17 protein-coding genes are annotated in these 17173 nt (G+C 52.0%); 8 read left to right on the plus strand and 9 right to left on the minus strand.

Features of this window, described 5'->3' with window-relative positions:
• Positions 1-199: 199 nt before the first annotated feature.
• The gene (xylE, locus tag LDB27_RS20550; RefSeq protein WP_001091898.1) at positions 200-1675 is read left to right on the plus strand and encodes a D-xylose transporter XylE; all 1476 of its coding nucleotides are present in this window, start codon (positions 200-202) and stop codon (positions 1673-1675) included.
• A 45-nt stretch (positions 1676-1720) separates the two neighbouring features.
• On the opposite strand, the gene psiE is transcribed toward xylE, so the two are convergent.
• The 6 genes from psiE to pgi form a co-directional block, all read right to left on the minus strand.
• The gene (psiE, locus tag LDB27_RS20555) at positions 1721-2131 is read right to left on the minus strand and encodes a phosphate-starvation-inducible protein PsiE (RefSeq protein WP_000982752.1); all 411 of its coding nucleotides are present in this window, start codon (positions 2129-2131) and stop codon (positions 1721-1723) included.
• 142 nt (positions 2132-2273) lie between these two features.
• Positions 2274-4370: a YjbH domain-containing protein gene (locus LDB27_RS20560; RefSeq protein ID WP_000750798.1), complete on the minus strand. Its 2097-nt coding sequence runs from the start codon at positions 4368-4370 to the stop codon at positions 2274-2276.
• Positions 4370-5107 carry a capsule biosynthesis GfcC family protein gene (locus LDB27_RS20565; RefSeq protein WP_000977973.1) on the minus strand — a complete coding sequence of 246 codons (738 nt, stop codon included), beginning with the start codon at positions 5105-5107 and terminating at the stop codon, positions 4370-4372. Before LDB27_RS20565 ends, LDB27_RS20560 begins: the two co-directional genes overlap by 1 nt.
• Positions 5104-5742 (minus strand): YjbF family lipoprotein, encoded by a 639-nt coding sequence (locus LDB27_RS20570; protein WP_000824809.1) that lies wholly within the window; start codon positions 5740-5742, stop codon positions 5104-5106. The genes LDB27_RS20565 and LDB27_RS20570 overlap by 4 nt, the downstream gene beginning before the upstream one ends.
• A 63-nt stretch (positions 5743-5805) precedes the next feature.
• Positions 5806-6048 carry an exopolysaccharide production protein YjbE gene (yjbE, locus tag LDB27_RS20575; protein ID WP_001541297.1) on the minus strand — a complete coding sequence of 81 codons (243 nt, stop codon included), beginning with the start codon at positions 6046-6048 and terminating at the stop codon, positions 5806-5808.
• Between the two features lie 443 nt (positions 6049-6491).
• Positions 6492-8141 (minus strand): glucose-6-phosphate isomerase, encoded by a 1650-nt coding sequence (pgi, locus tag LDB27_RS20580; protein WP_000790032.1) that lies wholly within the window; start codon positions 8139-8141, stop codon positions 6492-6494.
• A 387-nt stretch (positions 8142-8528) separates the two neighbouring features.
• Between pgi and lysC the strand changes: the two genes are divergently transcribed.
• The 6 genes from lysC to LDB27_RS20610 all read left to right on the plus strand — a co-directional run bounded on the left by lysC (position 8529) and on the right by LDB27_RS20610 (position 14816).
• Positions 8529-9878 (plus strand): lysine-sensitive aspartokinase 3, encoded by a 1350-nt coding sequence (gene lysC, locus LDB27_RS20585; RefSeq protein ID WP_000136392.1) that lies wholly within the window; start codon positions 8529-8531, stop codon positions 9876-9878.
• Positions 9879-10255: 377 nt separating this feature from the next.
• Positions 10256-11845: a PTS sugar transporter gene (locus tag LDB27_RS20590; protein ID WP_000716847.1), complete on the plus strand. Its 1590-nt coding sequence runs from the start codon at positions 10256-10258 to the stop codon at positions 11843-11845.
• A 23-nt stretch (positions 11846-11868) separates the two neighbouring features.
• The gene (locus tag LDB27_RS20595) at positions 11869-12708 is read left to right on the plus strand and encodes a hypothetical protein (RefSeq protein WP_000472332.1); all 840 of its coding nucleotides are present in this window, start codon (positions 11869-11871) and stop codon (positions 12706-12708) included.
• A gap of 16 nt (positions 12709-12724) precedes the next feature.
• Positions 12725-13588, plus strand: coding sequence for a Cof-type HAD-IIB family hydrolase (locus LDB27_RS20600; protein WP_000924654.1), 864 nt, complete (start codon positions 12725-12727; stop codon positions 13586-13588).
• Positions 13575-14333: a DeoR/GlpR family DNA-binding transcription regulator gene (locus LDB27_RS20605; protein ID WP_001068171.1), complete on the plus strand. Its 759-nt coding sequence runs from the start codon at positions 13575-13577 to the stop codon at positions 14331-14333. The genes LDB27_RS20600 and LDB27_RS20605 overlap by 14 nt, the downstream gene beginning before the upstream one ends.
• Positions 14334-14543: 210 nt before the next feature.
• Positions 14544-14816: a DUF3811 domain-containing protein gene (locus LDB27_RS20610; protein ID WP_001207628.1), complete on the plus strand. Its 273-nt coding sequence runs from the start codon at positions 14544-14546 to the stop codon at positions 14814-14816.
• Here LDB27_RS20610 and rluF read toward each other — a convergent pair.
• The 3 genes from rluF to LDB27_RS20625 are packed head-to-tail and all read right to left on the minus strand — an operon-like array spanning position 14813 to position 16404.
• Positions 14813-15682 carry a 23S rRNA pseudouridine(2604) synthase RluF gene (gene rluF / locus LDB27_RS20615; protein WP_000954618.1) on the minus strand — a complete coding sequence of 290 codons (870 nt, stop codon included), beginning with the start codon at positions 15680-15682 and terminating at the stop codon, positions 14813-14815. The genes LDB27_RS20610 and rluF overlap by 4 nt on opposite strands.
• Before the next feature lie 46 nt (positions 15683-15728).
• Positions 15729-16268 (minus strand): DUF2058 domain-containing protein, encoded by a 540-nt coding sequence (locus tag LDB27_RS20620; protein WP_001096724.1) that lies wholly within the window; start codon positions 16266-16268, stop codon positions 15729-15731.
• A gap of 34 nt (positions 16269-16302) precedes the next feature.
• Positions 16303-16404, minus strand: coding sequence for a hypothetical protein (locus LDB27_RS20625; RefSeq protein WP_001576533.1), 102 nt, complete (start codon positions 16402-16404; stop codon positions 16303-16305).
• Between the two features lie 71 nt (positions 16405-16475).
• On the opposite strand from LDB27_RS20625, the gene pepE reads away from it, so the two are divergent.
• Positions 16476-17165, plus strand: coding sequence for a dipeptidase PepE (gene pepE / locus LDB27_RS20630; protein WP_225519894.1), 690 nt, complete (start codon positions 16476-16478; stop codon positions 17163-17165).
• Positions 17166-17173 lie beyond the last annotated feature (8 nt).

Here is a 17173-nt window from a genome sequence, read left to right on the forward strand (position 1 = left end):
TGTTACGATTATTTCCTTTCGTGGCCCCCATCACTGCAATTATATTTACCGCCTGAAAACAGACAAATTAAACAGAATTAAGATCACAGAAAAGACAAAACATAATTGCAATGTAAAAAATGATAATTGTCTTCCCTGCCTGTTAAATTCACCATCACGACACTGATCAAAAGAGCTGTATCCTCTAAGGCAGGTCTGAATGAACACCCACTATAATTCCCGCTATATTTTTTCCATTACCTTAGTCGCAACATTAGGAGGGTTATTATTCGGCTATGACACTGCCGTCATATCCGGAACGGTAGAATCCTTAAATACCGTGTTTGTCGCTCCGCAACATTTAAGTGAATCCGCCGCCAACTCGCTATTGGGCTTCTGCGTCGCCAGTGCGTTGATTGGCTGCATCATCGGCGGTGCGCTGGGCGGTTATTGCAGTAACCGCTTTGGTCGTCGGGACTCGCTGAAAATCGCCGCTCTGCTGTTCTTTATTTCCGGTATTGGCTCCGCATGGCCAGAATTAGGATTTACCACGATTAACCCAGATAATGCCGTACCTGTTTATTTGGCCGGATATGTCCCCGAATTTGTTATTTATCGCATCATTGGTGGTATTGGCGTTGGTTTAGCCTCAATGCTCTCACCGATGTATATTGCTGAACTGGCTCCAGCGCATATTCGTGGGAAACTGGTTTCCTTTAACCAGTTCGCCATTATTTTTGGTCAACTGTTGGTGTATTGCGTTAACTATTTCATTGCCCGCTCTGGTGACGCTAACTGGCTGAATACCGATGGCTGGCGATATATGTTTGCTTCCGAAAGTATTCCCGCCCTGCTGTTTTTACTGCTGCTGTATACCGTACCGGAAAGCCCGCGCTGGCTGATGGCACGTGGCAAACACGAACAGGCGGAGGGCATTCTGCGCAAAATTATGGGTAGCAGCCTCACTACCCAGGCCATGCAGGAGATCAACCAGTCTCTGGAGCATGGTCGTAAAACCGGCGGACGCCTGTTGATGTTTGGCGTGGGCGTGATAGTCATTGGCGTGATGCTGTCCGTCTTCCAGCAGTTTGTCGGCATTAACGTCGTGCTCTACTACGCGCCGGAAGTGTTTAAAACGTTAGGGGCCAGCACCGACGTGGCGCTCTTGCAGACCATTATTGTCGGCGTAATCAACCTGAGCTTCACCGTGCTGGCCATCATGACGGTAGATAAATTTGGTCGCAAACCGCTGCAAATTATTGGCGCATTGGGTATGGCTCTTGGGATGTTCAGCCTTGGCACCGCGTTTTACACCCAGGCTTCCGGGCTGATAGCGCTGCTGTCGATGCTGTTTTACGTCGCCGCATTTGCCATGTCCTGGGGACCGGTTTGTTGGGTGCTGCTGGCAGAAATCTTCCCGAACGCGATTCGTGGCAAAGCGCTCGCCATTGCCGTCGCCGCGCAGTGGCTGGCGAACTACTTCGTCTCCTGGACCTTCCCGATGATGGACAAAAATTCGTGGCTGGTTTCCCATTTCCACAACGGTTTCTCCTACTGGATTTACGGTTGTATGGGTATTCTGGCGGCGCTGTTTATGTGGAAGTTCGTGCCGGAAACCAAAGGCAAAACGCTGGAAGAACTTGAGAAGTTATGGACGCCAGCAGAAGAGAAAACGCCGAAAGCCGCCATACAATAAGCTGATTTATCGCCACGCCGTACGTCCGTTACGGTGTGGCGACGCCTATTCTCGCCGTAGTCGGTTCGAATTACATAACCACAACGTGATAACCAACAGGAGGATCGCCGCCGAATAGAGTAATACATCCATTGGCGTTTTATGATCGACAATGATCAGGCGCACAATCGCCGTGATCCCAATGTACACGAAATAGCGCAGCGGAAAGTGAAGGCCAGACTTAAAGTACTTCACAATCAGCGCAATAAATTCGAAATAAAGAAAGTAGATCACCAGCCCTTCCACCAGTTCATATTTGCTGGCTTGCTCAGGCACGAATAATGCATCCGCCAGATGCACCGTCTCTTTACCGAGAAAAACGACCAGGATCAGACCGAGGGTAAGCAGCCCCAAATTTAGTACGTTTTGTAAAATCGTGGCGATAAACTCAAGACGTGAGCGCGATAATGGCATCATAACAGCCCCCTCTTTCTCTGCGGCGAGGTTTCTGTATAACGCACAAATGTGACGAGCATCTATATTTTTTATTTATGTTTATATTTTGTTCAATAAGATAATTTGCCGGATAGCGCTTTGAACGCCTTATCCGGCCTGAGTATTAACGGAAATTTACGCTCCTGTCACTGGTCATATCATACAGGCCAAACTTACGCCCAAGCTGTTGACCACCGTCACGCGTCAGCGGCGTCCAGCCAATTGCCGCACGAGTTCGGGTTGGGCCGGACGAGAAGAGATCCAGCGGCACGGAAACATATACGCCTTTGGTAAAATCCCCTTCCCCATATTCATCCGGCGACGCATCGGTAATCGTCGCGTAACCGCCGACAACGACGCCGCTATCGAAGCGTTTGGCGATCTCCAGCGTACCGCCTTTATCGCCCGCCAGATACTGACCAACGCTGGCTTTCACCAGCACATCCTGGGCGAACGACGGCGTCCAGTATGCGGTCAAATGTCCGGTCTTCACGCTGTAATCGGTAAACTTCATCATATCCTGCGCGCTACGCCAGTCACGCTGTTTCACGTAGTTGGCATCCAGACCAAACGCCCAATTGCTGTCTATCGGGCGATACAGGACTTCCGCCCCGGCACCGCCAAACATGGTCTCCAGATAACCACCGTAGACCTGCCCATAGAAACCATTGCCAAAATACTGGAAGTAGTTGGCCTGTAGGTTATTCACATAAACATCATTCTGCACATACTCACGGACATGCGTACGCACCCGCGGCAGATGCGAATCCTTCGGCGGATTGGTGTAGTTAAATTTGTCGTAGTTGTTGGCGATATTGGCAAACACGCTGCCCGTGGTGAGCAGATGATCCGTGACCCACAGATCCGCAGTTCCCATTACGCCCAACTGATACATATAGAAGTTTTCCGGGCCGCCTACCGACTGATTCAGCACGGGATCAAGATGAAAATCAATGCGCGACTTGTCGATATACCAGCCCTGTTCAGTACTCTCTGGCACGATCGGCTCTACGCGTTTTTGCACCAGCGGGGTTTCATGTCCCAGCGGTTCGCCTTCCAGATGGCGTTTCAGGCTGGCGACATCGGTTTCAGTGGTGACCTGCGGCAGATTAAGGCGGTTTTCCGTCACGCGGATCGTGCGGATCCCCTCCGGCAGATCGTTCATGACGATCCGGTTAGCGCGCACGATCCCTTCACGGGAGTCGCGGTACTTCACCTGTTCACCGGTAACGTACAGCGTATCGCCTTTGACCTGGATTTTCGGGTCCGCCAGACCAGCATTATATTTCAATAACGTTAATTGATTAGCCACTACCGAATGTTGCAGGATGGCATCCTGCGGCTGTGGACGGTATTTCGGGCGTGAATTGTCATGATACGCGGGACGTAAATCGTTGAAATTGGTGCGCAGCGTAACGCCAAACATAAAGGTGTTGCCGCGCTCGTAGCTGAGGTTAACGTCGGCCCAATCGGTGACGCGGTAAATGGCGCCGACGTTAAACTTGCTCTTCTGCTCCAGTTTACCCGCAAAATCCTGCTGATAGTTATTGCCTTCATACTCCAGCTTCAGGCGTAGCGGTTGCCACGGGGTCTGGTATTCCACGCCGCCAAACAGCGAGGCCGGGCCGTGAAACATATCGCTACCGTCGACGGAACCTGCCTCTTTATAACTGTTATCACGCGAACAGAATTTATCACTATACGAACAAAAAGGATTAGACACATTGCCGCTGGTGCCAAGATAGCCCCAGCCGAGACCTAATGAAAAATCAAACGGCCCCCAGGCCTTACTCGCTACAATATATTCCGCATCAAACAGCCCCGTCCCGCCGATATCGCGCGCGCCAACCGCCACCTGCGGCATCCAGTAACTCTCTTCCCACAACCGCAGTTTCACATCAAACGCTTTATCTTTGTAAGTCTGGTCACCGGAGAATGATTCCACGCTGCTGTACTTTTTCGTACGGACATCGGTATAGCGCAACGTGGTTTCCAGCCACGGGAAAAGCTGAACCGAAGCCGAGTAGTAGCGGTACTGATCGTTATCGCGATAGTTCAGGCTCATCTCCCCTTCACGCGCCATACGCGCTGTCGGCGTTTGCAGCAGGCCCACGCCGCCAAAGTCAGATTGTGAAGGCCCAACAGGGGCTGGATATGTTTCGGCATGGCAGGCCGCGCTAATACCCAGCGCCAGCACGCTGAGCAGATGTGTTTTTTTCATTATTCCGGTATCCGCTGCGTCAGGGTATGAAGAATGTCGGCATTCATCGCCTCCGGCGTGCCGCGCCAAAGGGAATCGGCAAAACCGACAAAAATAATGCTGCCGGGCATCGGCTCGATATGACGCTTATTCCAGTAAGCCACCGGCGCTTTTTGGCTGCGTCCATCAGGGTAAACCACCCAGGCATAGCTACGATCCGCGCCGCTGAGTAAGCGCTGACCCTCAAGATAACTGGCGACGTCCCGCCCAGGGACGAACGGCTGGCTGCCCGGCTGGCTAATCAAGCCAAAGAGCGTCACCTGCGTGGGTTGCGGCCCGACCCAGAGCGTGTAGTGACCTTGCAGCGGCGGGTTACCTCGTTCGCTCACCCGCACCACGTCAGGATCAAGATTCACGAATTGTCTGCCCGTCACCTTCAGCGCCTGAATCTGTCGGCGCAGTGTGTTTATCGCCGCCGCCGCATCGCCGTCTTCCTCAGCGCTGAGCGCCGCCAGTCGCCCGAGAAGTTCCTGCTGCTGCTGACGCGCCGTCACGGTCGCCTGTTCTTCGCCTATCACCGCCGCAGGCCACCAGCTCGTTGCCAGGCGCGGCTGTCCGACTAAATCGAGCAGACGCTCAGCGTCTGTCAGCGTTTTAGGCTCGCTATTACCTTGGGTAAAAACGGTAACAGTGCCGCTGGCAAAGGCGGATGACGCGACAAAGGCCAGCGCCAGCGCGCTTATCGTCCTTTTCATCATGATTTTGCCGCCTTAATCAGCGTGGTTTTCACCGGAAAGTAATTCGCGCCCAAATACTGTTCCGTCTGGCGAATTTGGCCTTCGCTATCAACCCAGTAGCGATTACGCCAACGCGTTTGATCGGTCGTCACTTCTTCATCCAGCACCCGCACGGCGGTCTCTTCACTGCCGACGCTAACGCTATCGGTCCCTCGCCATGTAAAAACGGAACGGGCGGTGGCGTAACGCACCTGGCGATGTTCGGTCCAGCCCAGGGTGCGAGTCCAGGTCGCGCCATCGATAATCTGTCCTGGTTTCGCCAGCGGGTCGGCCGCCAGATTATTCACATCGATCAGGTTGTCGCCGCTGAGCAGCGTTTTGACCAGACGGCCATGCTGTGTCACGATCGTCGCGCCATCCTGCGTCACCCATTTCTGCTGCCCGTTTTCCGAGAAAGCGAGCACCACAAACAGTTGAGGACCGCCGTTAAGCTGCATGTACTGGCTGGCATAAGGCATGTTTTGAATATCGTCATCCGTTAGCTGTACGCCTGGCGTACCGAACAAACTGTCCCACAGTGAATCGCCCAAGCCTTTAGTGGTGGCCGAACACGCCTGTAATAGCAGGCAAATCAGGATAAGTGCGAGTCGCTTCACGACGCTTCTCCAGAGGGGCAAAATAACCACACCGGAGTGTGGTTATGGTTAAACGTACCGATACTACTGGGTACTGGTGGTCGTGGTGGTCGTGGTTCCGGTATTGGAACCATCGCCGCCGCCGGTTGCCGCTAACGCGACGCCCACCGCCGAACTTACGGTGCTAACGCTGGTGGCGGAGGAACTTCCCGCCGATACCGACGTCGCTGCCGACCCTGCCGCTTCACCCACCTGAACGGGGGCTGCCGAGACAGATGTCGCCGCAAGCGCGGTTATGGCAAAAATGCCATACAGTACTTTTTTCATCATAATTTCCCTTCATTGAATGAATGGAGATTTACCCAAAAGAATTTCGGGCGCTACCGAGTATACACAACCAAAGCAGGCGGATTATGTCCGGGAGAAATAACAGCGAGGTTTTAGGATAATTAAACTTTAAAGAAGTAACGCCTACATTGTTTAATTAACAAACAAATAAAATCAATAAGTTAAAATTAAAATAAAAGACATCGGCATCCGTATAATCTGAAAGTAACGCAGAGTGATTTTCTGGTTATTGCTTATTTTAGGATTAAGCTCAATATAAAATTGTGGGGATAAAGACGGACAAGCGGAATTATCTTATAAAAAAAGCCGATGTGAATATCGGCTTTTTTATTATCTTATTCTCTTTTTGCCGGATGGCGGCGAAACGCCTTATCCGGCCTACAGACGCTATGCATTACGTAGACCGGATAAGCGCAGCGCCATCAGGCGCGCCAGGCTTTATAACGGTTAATCAGACCGTTGGTAGAGCTATCATGGGACGAAATAGCTTTATCATCGCCCAGCTCCGGCAGAATACGGTTAGCCAACTGTTTACCCAACTCAACGCCCCACTGGTCGAAAGTAAAGATGTTCAGGATGGCGCCCTGCGTAAAGATTTTATGCTCATACAGCGCAATCAGCGCGCCCAGGCTGAATGGCGTAATTTCGCGCAGCAGGATAGAGTTGGTCGGGCGGTTGCCTTCAAACACTTTGAATGGCACAACGTGTTCAAGCTGCGCCGGATCTTTACCCTGATCGCGATATTCCTGCTCAACCACCTCGCGGGATTTACCAAACGCCAGCGCTTCGGTCTGCGCGAAGAAGTTAGACAGCAGCTTCTGATGATGATCGGATAGCGGGTTATGGGTGATAGCCGGGGCGATAAAATCACACGGCACCATTTTAGTACCCTGGTGAATCAATTGATAAAACGCGTGCTGACCGTTGGTGCCTGGTTCGCCCCAGATAATTGGGCCTGTCTGGTAATCCACGGCGTTGCCGTTACGGTCAACGTATTTACCGTTGGATTCCATGTTGCCCTGCTGGAAGTAGGCGGCGAAACGGTGCATATACTGGTCGTACGGCAGAATGGCTTCGGTTTCCGCGCCGAAGAAATTGTTGTACCAGATGCCAATCAACGCCAGCAGAATGGGTAGGTTTTTCTCCGCCGGAGTGGTGGAGAAATGCTTGTCCATCGCGTGCGCGCCGGAAAGCAGCTCGACAAAGTTGTCGAAACCGACGGACAGAATAATGGACAGCCCGATGGCAGACCACAGCGAGTAACGACCGCCGACCCAGTCCCAGAACTCGAACATATTGGCCGTGTCGATACCAAATTCGCCGACCGCTTTGGCGTTAGTGGAGAGCGCAGCAAAGTGTTTCGCCACGTGTTTTTCATCGCCTGCACTTTTCAGGAACCAGTCGCGCGCGCTGTGGGCGTTGGTCATGGTTTCCTGCGTGGTGAAGGTTTTCGACGCCACCAGGAACAGAGTCGTTTCCGGGTTCACTTTTTTCAGCACTTCAGCGATGTGGGTACCATCAACGTTAGAGACGAAGTGCATAGTCAGATGATTTTTATACGGACGCAGCGCTTCCGTCACCATGAACGGGCCGAGGTCGGAACCGCCGATACCGATGTTCACCACGTCGGTGATGGCCTTACCGGTGTAGCCTTTCCACTGACCGGAGATAATCGCTTGCGAGAAAGTTTTCATTTTCTCAAGCACGGCGTTCACTTCCGGCATCACATCTTTGCCGTCCACGATGATCGGCGTATTGCTACGGTTACGCAGCGCCACGTGCAGCACGGCGCGGTCTTCGGTGCGGTTGATCTTCTCGCCGGAGAACATGGATTTAATCGCGCCGGCCAGATCGGTCTCTTTCGCCAGATCCTGTAATTTTGCCAGCGTCTCTTCGGTGATGCGGTTTTTGGAGAAGTCCACCAGCATCAGATCGTCAAACGTCGCGGAAAATTTAGCGAAACGGTCGCTATCGTTCGCGAAAAGCTCAGCGATCGTAACGTCTTTCATTTCATCGTAGTGTTTCTGGAGCGCCTGCCAGGCAGAAGTCTGCGTTGGATTGATGTTTTTCATTAGCAATACTCTTCTGATTTGAGAATTGTGACTGGGATCGATTGTAACGCCAGTCACAGAAAAGTGTGATTGTTTTAGTGCCGTTGCCCCAGGCACTGTCGAATGAGGATAAAAAGTATATACCCTAAATAATTCGAGGTGCAGAAAGGCAGCAAGTGGGTGAGTCGCCGGGCGCATAGATAAGCCAACATACTACAAACGGGTATCGGGGTTATAAGCGCTGTTACTGAGCCTAAACTCAGCATAAAAAATCCGCATAATCCCAACGTTGACAGTCCAGGCCACAACTTTTATTTATAAATACGTTACTTGCATTTGCGCCTGCACCGGTTTCTGTTCTGCCCTTGTGCCATGGTCGCGTTTTTCATTTCCTGACACGAGGTTGATATGACAGAGATCGTTGTTTCCAAATTTGGCGGTACCAGCGTCGCTGATTTTGACGCCATGAACCGTAGCGCGGATATCGTACTTTCCGACGCCAATGTTCGTTTAGTCGTGCTTTCCGCGTCTGCCGGCATCACTAATCTGCTGGTGGCGCTGGCCGAAGGGATGGAGCCTGGCGAACGTTTCGCTACGCTCGACGCCATCCGTAAAATCCAGTTCGATATCCTTGATCGTCTGCGTCATCCGAATGTCATTCGCGAAGAGATTGAACGCCTGCTGGAAAACATCACTATTCTGGCGGAGGCGGCATCGCTGGCGACATCGGCAGCCCTGACCGATGAACTGGTCAGCCACGGCGAGCTGATGTCTACCCTGCTATTTGTTGAGATCCTGCGTGAACGCGACGTACAGGCCCACTGGTTCGACGTGCGCAAAGTGATGCGTACCAGCGATCGCTTTGGTCGTGCGGAACCGGACGTCGCAGCGCTTGCGGAACTGGCCGCGCAGCAGTTGCTCCCGCGCCTGAACGAAACTTTGGTCATTACTCAGGGCTTTATCGGCAGTGAAAGCAAAGGCCGCACCACGACGTTAGGCCGCGGCGGCAGCGACTATACGGCAGCGTTGCTGGCTGAAGCGCTCCACGCCGCGCGGGTTGATATCTGGACAGATGTGCCCGGTATTTACACCACCGACCCGCGCGTGGTGCCCGTCGCGCAGCGAATTGATGAAATCGACTTTGAAGAAGCGGCGGAGATGGCAACCTTCGGCGCAAAAGTACTGCATCCAGCCACCTTACTCCCGGCCGTGCGTAGCGATATCCCGGTCTTCGTTGGCTCCAGTAAAGATCCGCAAGCGGGCGGTACGCTGGTGTGCAATAAAACCCAAAACCCGCCGCTGTTCCGCGCGCTGGCGCTGCGCCGCAATCAAACGCTATTGACGCTGCACAGCCTGAATATGCTGCACTCGCGAGGTTTCCTGGCTGAGGTGTTCGGCATTCTGGCGCGGCATAATATTTCGGTAGATCTGATTACCACTTCGGAGGTGAGCGTCGCGCTGACGCTGGATACTACCGGCTCCACCTCCACGGGCGATACGTTACTGACCCAATCCTTATTGATGGAGCTTTCCGCGCTGTGTCGGGTAGAAGTCGAAGAAGGACTGGCGCTGGTCGCGCTGATTGGCAACAACCTGTCAAAAGCCTGCGGCGTTGGTAAAGAAGTGTTTGGCGTCCTGGAACCGTTCAACATTCGCATGATTTGTTACGGCGCCTCCAGCCACAATCTGTGCTTCCTCGTGCCGGGAGACGATGCCGAGAAAGTGGTGCAAAAGCTACATCAGAACTTATTTGAATAATCGCCCTGACACGACAGCGGGTGAGCGCTATCAGGCAATACGCTGCCGGATGACGACGCAGGCACGTCATCCGGCGGTTCCCGCGCCAGGCGCTGCCGGCGGAATACTGCTCAGGAATCCGCAACACCCTACTCGTCCCACCAACATGGGCAACTTTCCCCTATTTATGCACTCCCCATTTTGAACCTCGTCACAAAACCACACAAAAAAACACAAAGCAAAAACATAAATTAATCATTATATTTTAATGAGTTACATTTAAAAATTGATATCTTTTGGTATAATCCCACTTTTTTCATTGTTGCTTTATTTTGTTTTAGTTGGAATTATGATTGCACTACAACACAGATAACCCCCTTACCCTATTTGAGGCCGCTATGAAAAAAATTGCGATTATTGGAAGCAGTGGAGGCAACCTCTACAACCTGGGTGGCGCCGAGCCAGAGAAGTTACTCCAGGAGATTTATCAGCAGTGTGAGGCTGCGGGCGTGAATGTGGCCGCCGTACAGTTTATCGCGGCAGAAGCCTCGATGGACGTCGCCAAACCCGATACCCCGGCATCGGTTTATGCATTAACCACAGAAAACCAACAAAAACCACAGCGCATATTTCAGGGCAAACTTTCGGAGGTAAACACCTCGGTAGTAGAAAGCGATCGCCAAATCGCTGAGATGATCCGCTGCGGTGAGATCGATGGGATCGTGGTAATGAGCGCCGATCCGGTAAAGGCGAACCAGGCCGTTTTTGCCGCCGCCGTTGAGATGAAAACACCGATTGTCGGCACCGGGGGAACCTCCATGGCGCTGGTGGCGGCAAAGGGGGCGAATGTGGTCGCGACCTCCGGAACAACCGGCACCACCAGCCGTACCCGCGCCGTCTCCTTCGTGGCGTCACTGTGTAAACATTGGGGTATCAAGTACAAACCACAGTTGGGTAGCGCTTCGCCCTCGCAGAGCGGTTCCGGAAAAAGCCTGCTCAAACGTTTTAACATTCGTAGCATCATGATCCCTGCGCTACCAGGCTTTATCGCCATGGCGATTGTACTCGCCCTGAGCCACATACCAGGACTGGAAAAACTTAACGATATCTTTGAAATCTTACTAAAAGGTCTGCCGGTGTTAGTCGCGGTACTGGCGGCAAAACAGATTTCCGAACTGGATGAAGTTTCAATTGTGGCCGGGGTCGTCGCTGGCGTGCTTTCCGTAGAGGGCGGTCTTATCGGCGGCATTATCGGCGGTGTAATGGCGGGGATTTTCGTCCGTTGGCTGTTCGAGCTGTGCCTGAACTGGCGCTTCCCAATGACTACCGTCAACATCGTCGCCGGTGGGATATCGGGCCTTGCCGCTGGGTTAATCATGCACTATCTGCTGAGTCCGCTGGCGCTATCTGCGGGTAATTACATCAAACTGGCTATCGAAAGCACGCTGGCATTCAGCCCAATTCTTGCCGGGCTGCTGGCTGGTCTGGTTATCTGGCCTGCCATTCTCGGCGGCGTCTATCACGCGGTGATCCTGCCGTTGGTGCTGCTGGAGATGGAAAAATCCGGCGTCAGCTTCCTCGGCGCGGTCGATATGGTCGGTCTGGTGATGGTGGCCGCAGGTATTAACCTTGCCAATGTGATCGCCCCGCGTGAAAAAAGCGAAGCTGCCGTTGCTACGCCGGGCCTGCTCATTAACCTGGGCTTTGGCACCTTTGTTGAATCCGCCTATCCCTTCATGTTCGCCAACAAAATTGTTTTTGGCTCCGCCATTTTTTGGGCCGGAATGGGCGGCATGATGCTGGGCTTTTTTAACGTCAAAGGCGTGGCCTATGTTCCGGCTTTCGCCTCACCGTTCTTATCCAGCAATGCGCTCCAGATGGCCATCGTAATGATTGCCACAATGGCGATGACCTGCCTTACCACCATTATTGCTAACCGTTTCAAACCTGTCGTACAGAGCGAATCAACAACGACAGCCGTTAATTAATGCACCAACACCAGAGGTACACCATGTTTAAAGGCGATATGAATAAAAAACGCGCCAAAGCGTTACAGAAAGTGAAAGAAGCCATCACACTTCACGGCGGGCAAACCATCCTCAGCACAGGAATAACCGGCGACGATGCGCGCCTGGCGAAAGCCGTGTGTGAGGCTGGCGTTAAGCTACTGGAGCCGAACCACCCTGCGTTGGCGCTGGCGCGTGGACACAAAGGCGTGAGCAACATGCACGCGGCGGAGCAGATTCGTCACGAAATCACCAATAGCCAGATGGCTGAGGCCGTACACGGTGTGCGTAATGTGGTCCCGGACGATATTTTTATCACCGTTGGTATCGCCGGCGGTTTTACCGAAACCTTACCGGTGCCGCTCAGCGAAACGGAAATTCTGGAGATTGCCCGCGCTGGGGCCGACGGTTTACATACGCATAAATCCGACTGGGACGATCTGCAGGACATCGTTAATCTCGCCCATCAGTATGGTCTGACTGTCGATGCCTACATTGGCCATCCTGACGATCTGCATACTTTCGGTATTCCTGCACGCACGCCGGAAGAGGTCGCCAGCGTGGCGAAGCGAATGCAGGATATCGGCGTGGATATGATTGGTCTGATGACAGGCATGAGCTATGAAGGCGTAGCGGCAGGCGATATCCCGCAGATGATTAAAGATCGCCTGCGGGCGTTGGTCGGCGCGGTGGATGTTCCGACGCTGGCGGAAGGCGGGATTAACCTCGCCAACGCGAAAGCGTTTAAAGATACCGGGGTCAATATTCTGGTGGTCGGTACTGCTATCGACAACATGGTGTGCAACGCCGCCAAAGAAGCCGTTACGCCGTTTATTGTTCATTGATATCAGGGAACGAGAGATGTTGTTGATCACCGATCTGGATGGAACATTACTCACCTCGCAGAAAACAATCAGCCCGCGCACGCGCCAGGCGCTGATTGCGTTCCGCCAGAACGGTGGTCTGCTGGCGGCATGTTCCGCCAGACCGGTCTCCTCAATGGTACGCCTGCTACGCCAGCAACAGGTTGATAGGTTGTTTAGCTGGTGCGCCGGTTTTAACTGCGGACGCCTGCTGGAGATGGCGGGGCCGCGCATTATTCATGCTGCCCCGCTGACCGCCACAGATCTATGGAATATTGACCAACATATTTCTCTTTCCCGCTATCACCACCACTTTTTTAGCGCCGAAGCAATTCACCATCGTGACGATAGACTAATTGCACCCTGGACAACATATGAAGCCCGCTTATTTGAGTTACCGCTTATAACTGAAACTGCAGAAAATATCTTTAATCGTCGCAATATATATAAAATTACACTTGTTGCCGCATCTTCGGAGATAGATACTCTGTGTACAGAAGTGAATAATCACCTGCCTTGTGGATATTATGCGGTTGTCACGGGAGAAAATTATATTGATATTCAAAGAGCCGATATAAATAAAGGGTTCATAATCGATAAATTAATTCATTATTTAAATATATCTTCTGACAAGGTGGTCGCGATTGGCGATCAGCAGAATGATGTCAGCATGTTTGCCGCCGCCGGAATCAGCATCGCAATGGGCAACGCGCCGGATGCAGTAAAGCGGCAGGCCGGCTATGTGACTGCCACGAATGATGAGGAGGGTATCGTCCATGCGTTGGAGTGGTTGCGTTGCCTTACGCATCCAGTTACCATGCGCCAAAGGTTGACGGCGGCGAAAGATAATGAATCCAATTAAAAGACGAAAACATATTCTTGATGAATTAAACAAATTCGGTGAAGTCACCGTTATTAAATTATCGGAAATGCTCAACGTCACCTCAGAAACCATTCGTCGCGATCTCTCCTTACTGGAATCTGAGGGCAAAATCACTAAGATTCATGGGGGCGCAGTCAAAAAGCAAGTTGTCCAGGAGGATGCGTTTAGCGCAAGAATAGAGGCGCATCGCGAAGAGAAAATAGCGATTGGCAAACTTGCCGCCGAAATGGTCAGTGAACGGGATACATTGTTTATTGATTCCTGTACAACTAACCTTATTCTGGCCGAGCAATTACCGCCTCTCGCTTTTTCCGTGATTACCAATTCAGCCCTGATTGCCGATAAAATTAAAGAGCATAACCTGCAGGCCCGCGTGTATGTATTAGGCGGCGAATATGATTACCATTTTCGCGCCAACCTCGGCGTCTCGGTGTGTCAGCAGATTAACGCGATTCACGCGGATATCTGTTTTATTGGCGCTGGCGGCATTTCTCCCCAGCATGGCGTGTTGGTGAAGAGCTTTGAAGAAGCCTACGTTGCCAAAGCCATGATTGCGATGAGCAAAAAATCAGTGATTCTCGCCGACCATACCAAATTTGGTCAGGACGGTGTGATGTGCATCGCAAGCGTAAAAGAAATCGATAACATCATCACGGATAAAGGATTTACGTCAACGGGTTATACGCCACAGGATTTCGCCGGAAAGCTGCGGATTGCTGACTGAGCGCTATCCGCCCGTTGCGTATTGCCGTAGACTAAGAGCCTATCCCACCAGGCGTTATTGGCGCAGCCAGTTTGGACACGGACAGCGCGCAAAAACCGGAGCGTACACGTAGTACGTGAGGATTTTGAGCACTGCCCAGGTCTAAAATGGCAAGTAAAATAGCCCTAATGGGATAGGCTCTAAATGCATCGGCTAACTGAGGGCACCCGTATGGCACTCCCCCGCATTACTCAAAAAGAGATGACCGAGCGCGAACAGCGCGAACTGAAAACGTTGCTGGACCGCGCCCGTATTGCGCACGGGCGTCCACTGACCAATTCTGAGACCAACAGCGTAAAAAAGGAGTACATCGATAAGCTGATGGCGCTGCGTGAGGCTGAAGCGAAAAAAGCCCGCCAGTTGAAGAAAAAGCAGGCGTATAAACCCGATACGGAAGCGTCATTCTCCTGGTCGGCGAATACGCCGACGCGCGGCAGACGTTAACGTCCTTTCTTCTTTCGTCCCGGCGAGGTAAAGCGCTTACCGCTTGATGCCGGGCGCGCTTTCTCATTGCTTTTTTCGATCGCAACGACCGGTCGCTTAATACCCGTGGTCTTCGGCTTCGCTTTGGCCTTTGGTTTGGCTTCGGAAGAGGAACGCTCAATCAACTTAAACAGATCGATCAGCTCATCGTCCGTCAGATCGCGCCACTCGCCCAGCGGAATCCCGCTCAGGCTGACGTTCATAATGCGCGTACGCTCCAGTTTCGTCACTTCATAACCAAAGTATTCACACATACGGCGGATCTGACGGTTTAATCCCTGCACCAGGGTAATGCGAAAGACAAACGGCGCCTCTTTTTTCACCTTACATTTTTTGGTGACGGTACCCAGAATCGGCACGCCAGCGCCCATACCGCGAATAAACTCGTCGGTAATCGGTTTATCCACCGTCACCAGATACTCTTTTTCGTGATCGTTACCGGCACGCAGAATCTTATTGACCAGATCGCCGTGGTTAGTCAGAAATATCAGCCCCTGCGAGTCTTTATCCAGACGACCAATCGGGAAGATACGTTTGCTGTGGTTCACAAAATCGACAATATTGTCGCGTTCGCCGTCTTCAGTGGTACTGACAATGCCAACCGGTTTATTCAGCGCAATCAGCACTAAATCATCCGCTTCTCGCGGCTCAATCAACCGACCATTTACTTTAACAACATCCCCGGCGACCACCTGATCGCCAATGGCGGCGCGTTTGCCGTTGATAAAAACATTGCCCTGTTCGATAAAACGGTCCGCCTCGCGACGCGAACAGATGCCGCTTTCACTGATATATTTATTAAGCCGGGTAGATGTGTCAGTCAGCATATTTACTCTCTGAGAAATTTTTCTACATAAACGTCGGGAATGTGACTTACCACATCAAATCGTCAGGAACTTTAAAATCGGCATACGGATCATCTTCGTCCTGCTCTTCCTGACTCAGCGCACTGTTTACGACAATACTGTCCGCATCTCGTTGTGCGATTTTATCAGCGACGCTCGCGGGAATAATCGCATATTCACATTCACCGCTGTTATTGATAACCAGACGCGCAATCGCGAGACGCCCATTAATCAGTTGCGTCTGGGTGAGCTTATCCACGTCTATTTTTTTGATGACGTTATTATCGGTGAAGTTAAAACCAATATCGCCTTTAGAGACATTGATTCTATTCATTTCAATAAGTTGCTTAACCTGAGCTTTAAACTCTTTCGCTAAAACCGCTTGTTTTTGCTGTTCACTGAGTTGTTTATCACGCTCAAGTTGCGCCTTTTTATTTTCTTCCACCGCCTCTCTGGCCTCACGAGCCTGAACGCGTGATTTTTTAGCCGTGCGCTGGACTTTGGCCATTTTTTTGCTGGTCACTAATCCCGCTTGTAGCAGTTGCTCTTGTAAGGTCAGTTTTGCCATTTTCGTCTCTAAACGTGTTAAATAATTTTGCGGATTATACCTGTAATTTTTCAGGCGATACCAGATAGCAGATCTGGCCTGGCGTCACTTTTAGCGACCGCGCGTTGCCTGTAACACGCGCAACATCATGAGCCATATCAGTAAGACATTAAATGGATAATGGTAGCATTATTACGTTTTGACATTTCCTGATGAGGTGGAGAAGTAATGGAACTGCTTTTATTAAGTAACTCGACGCTGCCGGGTAAAGCCTGGCTGGAACACGCTCTGCCGCTGATAGCGAATCAATTGAACGGTCGACGCTCAGCCGTGTTTATTCCGTTTGCCGGCGTCACGCAAACATGGGACGAGTACACGGATAAAACCGCAGAGGTACTTGCGCCATTAGGGATAAACGTCACAGGGATTCATCGTGTCGCCGATCCGCTTGCAGCGATTGAGAAAGCGGAAATCATTATTGTCGGCGGCGGAAATACCTTCCAGCTACTGAAAGAATCGCGTGAACGCGGGCTGCTGGCGCCGATGGCGGACAGGGTAAAACGCGGCGCACTGTATATCGGCTGGAGCGCGGGCGCTAACCTTGCCTGCCCGACTATCCGCACGACCAACGATATGCCGATCGTCGATCCAAACGGTTTCGACGCGCTGGATCTGTTCCCGATGCAAATTAATCCTCACTTCACTAACGCCTTGCCGGAAGGTCATAAGGGCGAGACCCGCGAGCAGCGTATTCGCGAACTGCTGGTGGTCGCGCCGGAACTGACAGTGATTGGTTTGCCGGAAGGTAACTGGATTCAGGTGAGCAACGGCCAGGCGGTTCTCGGCGGCCCGAATACCACCTGGGTGTTTAAAGCGGGCGAAGAAGCCGTGGCGCTGGAAGCGGGTCATCGCTTTTAATCCCTGTC

Origin of the sequence: Salmonella sp. JXY0409-18, from assembly GCF_020268625.1 — a bacterium.
Taxonomy (GTDB): Bacteria; Pseudomonadota; Gammaproteobacteria; order Enterobacterales; family Enterobacteriaceae; genus Salmonella; species Salmonella enterica.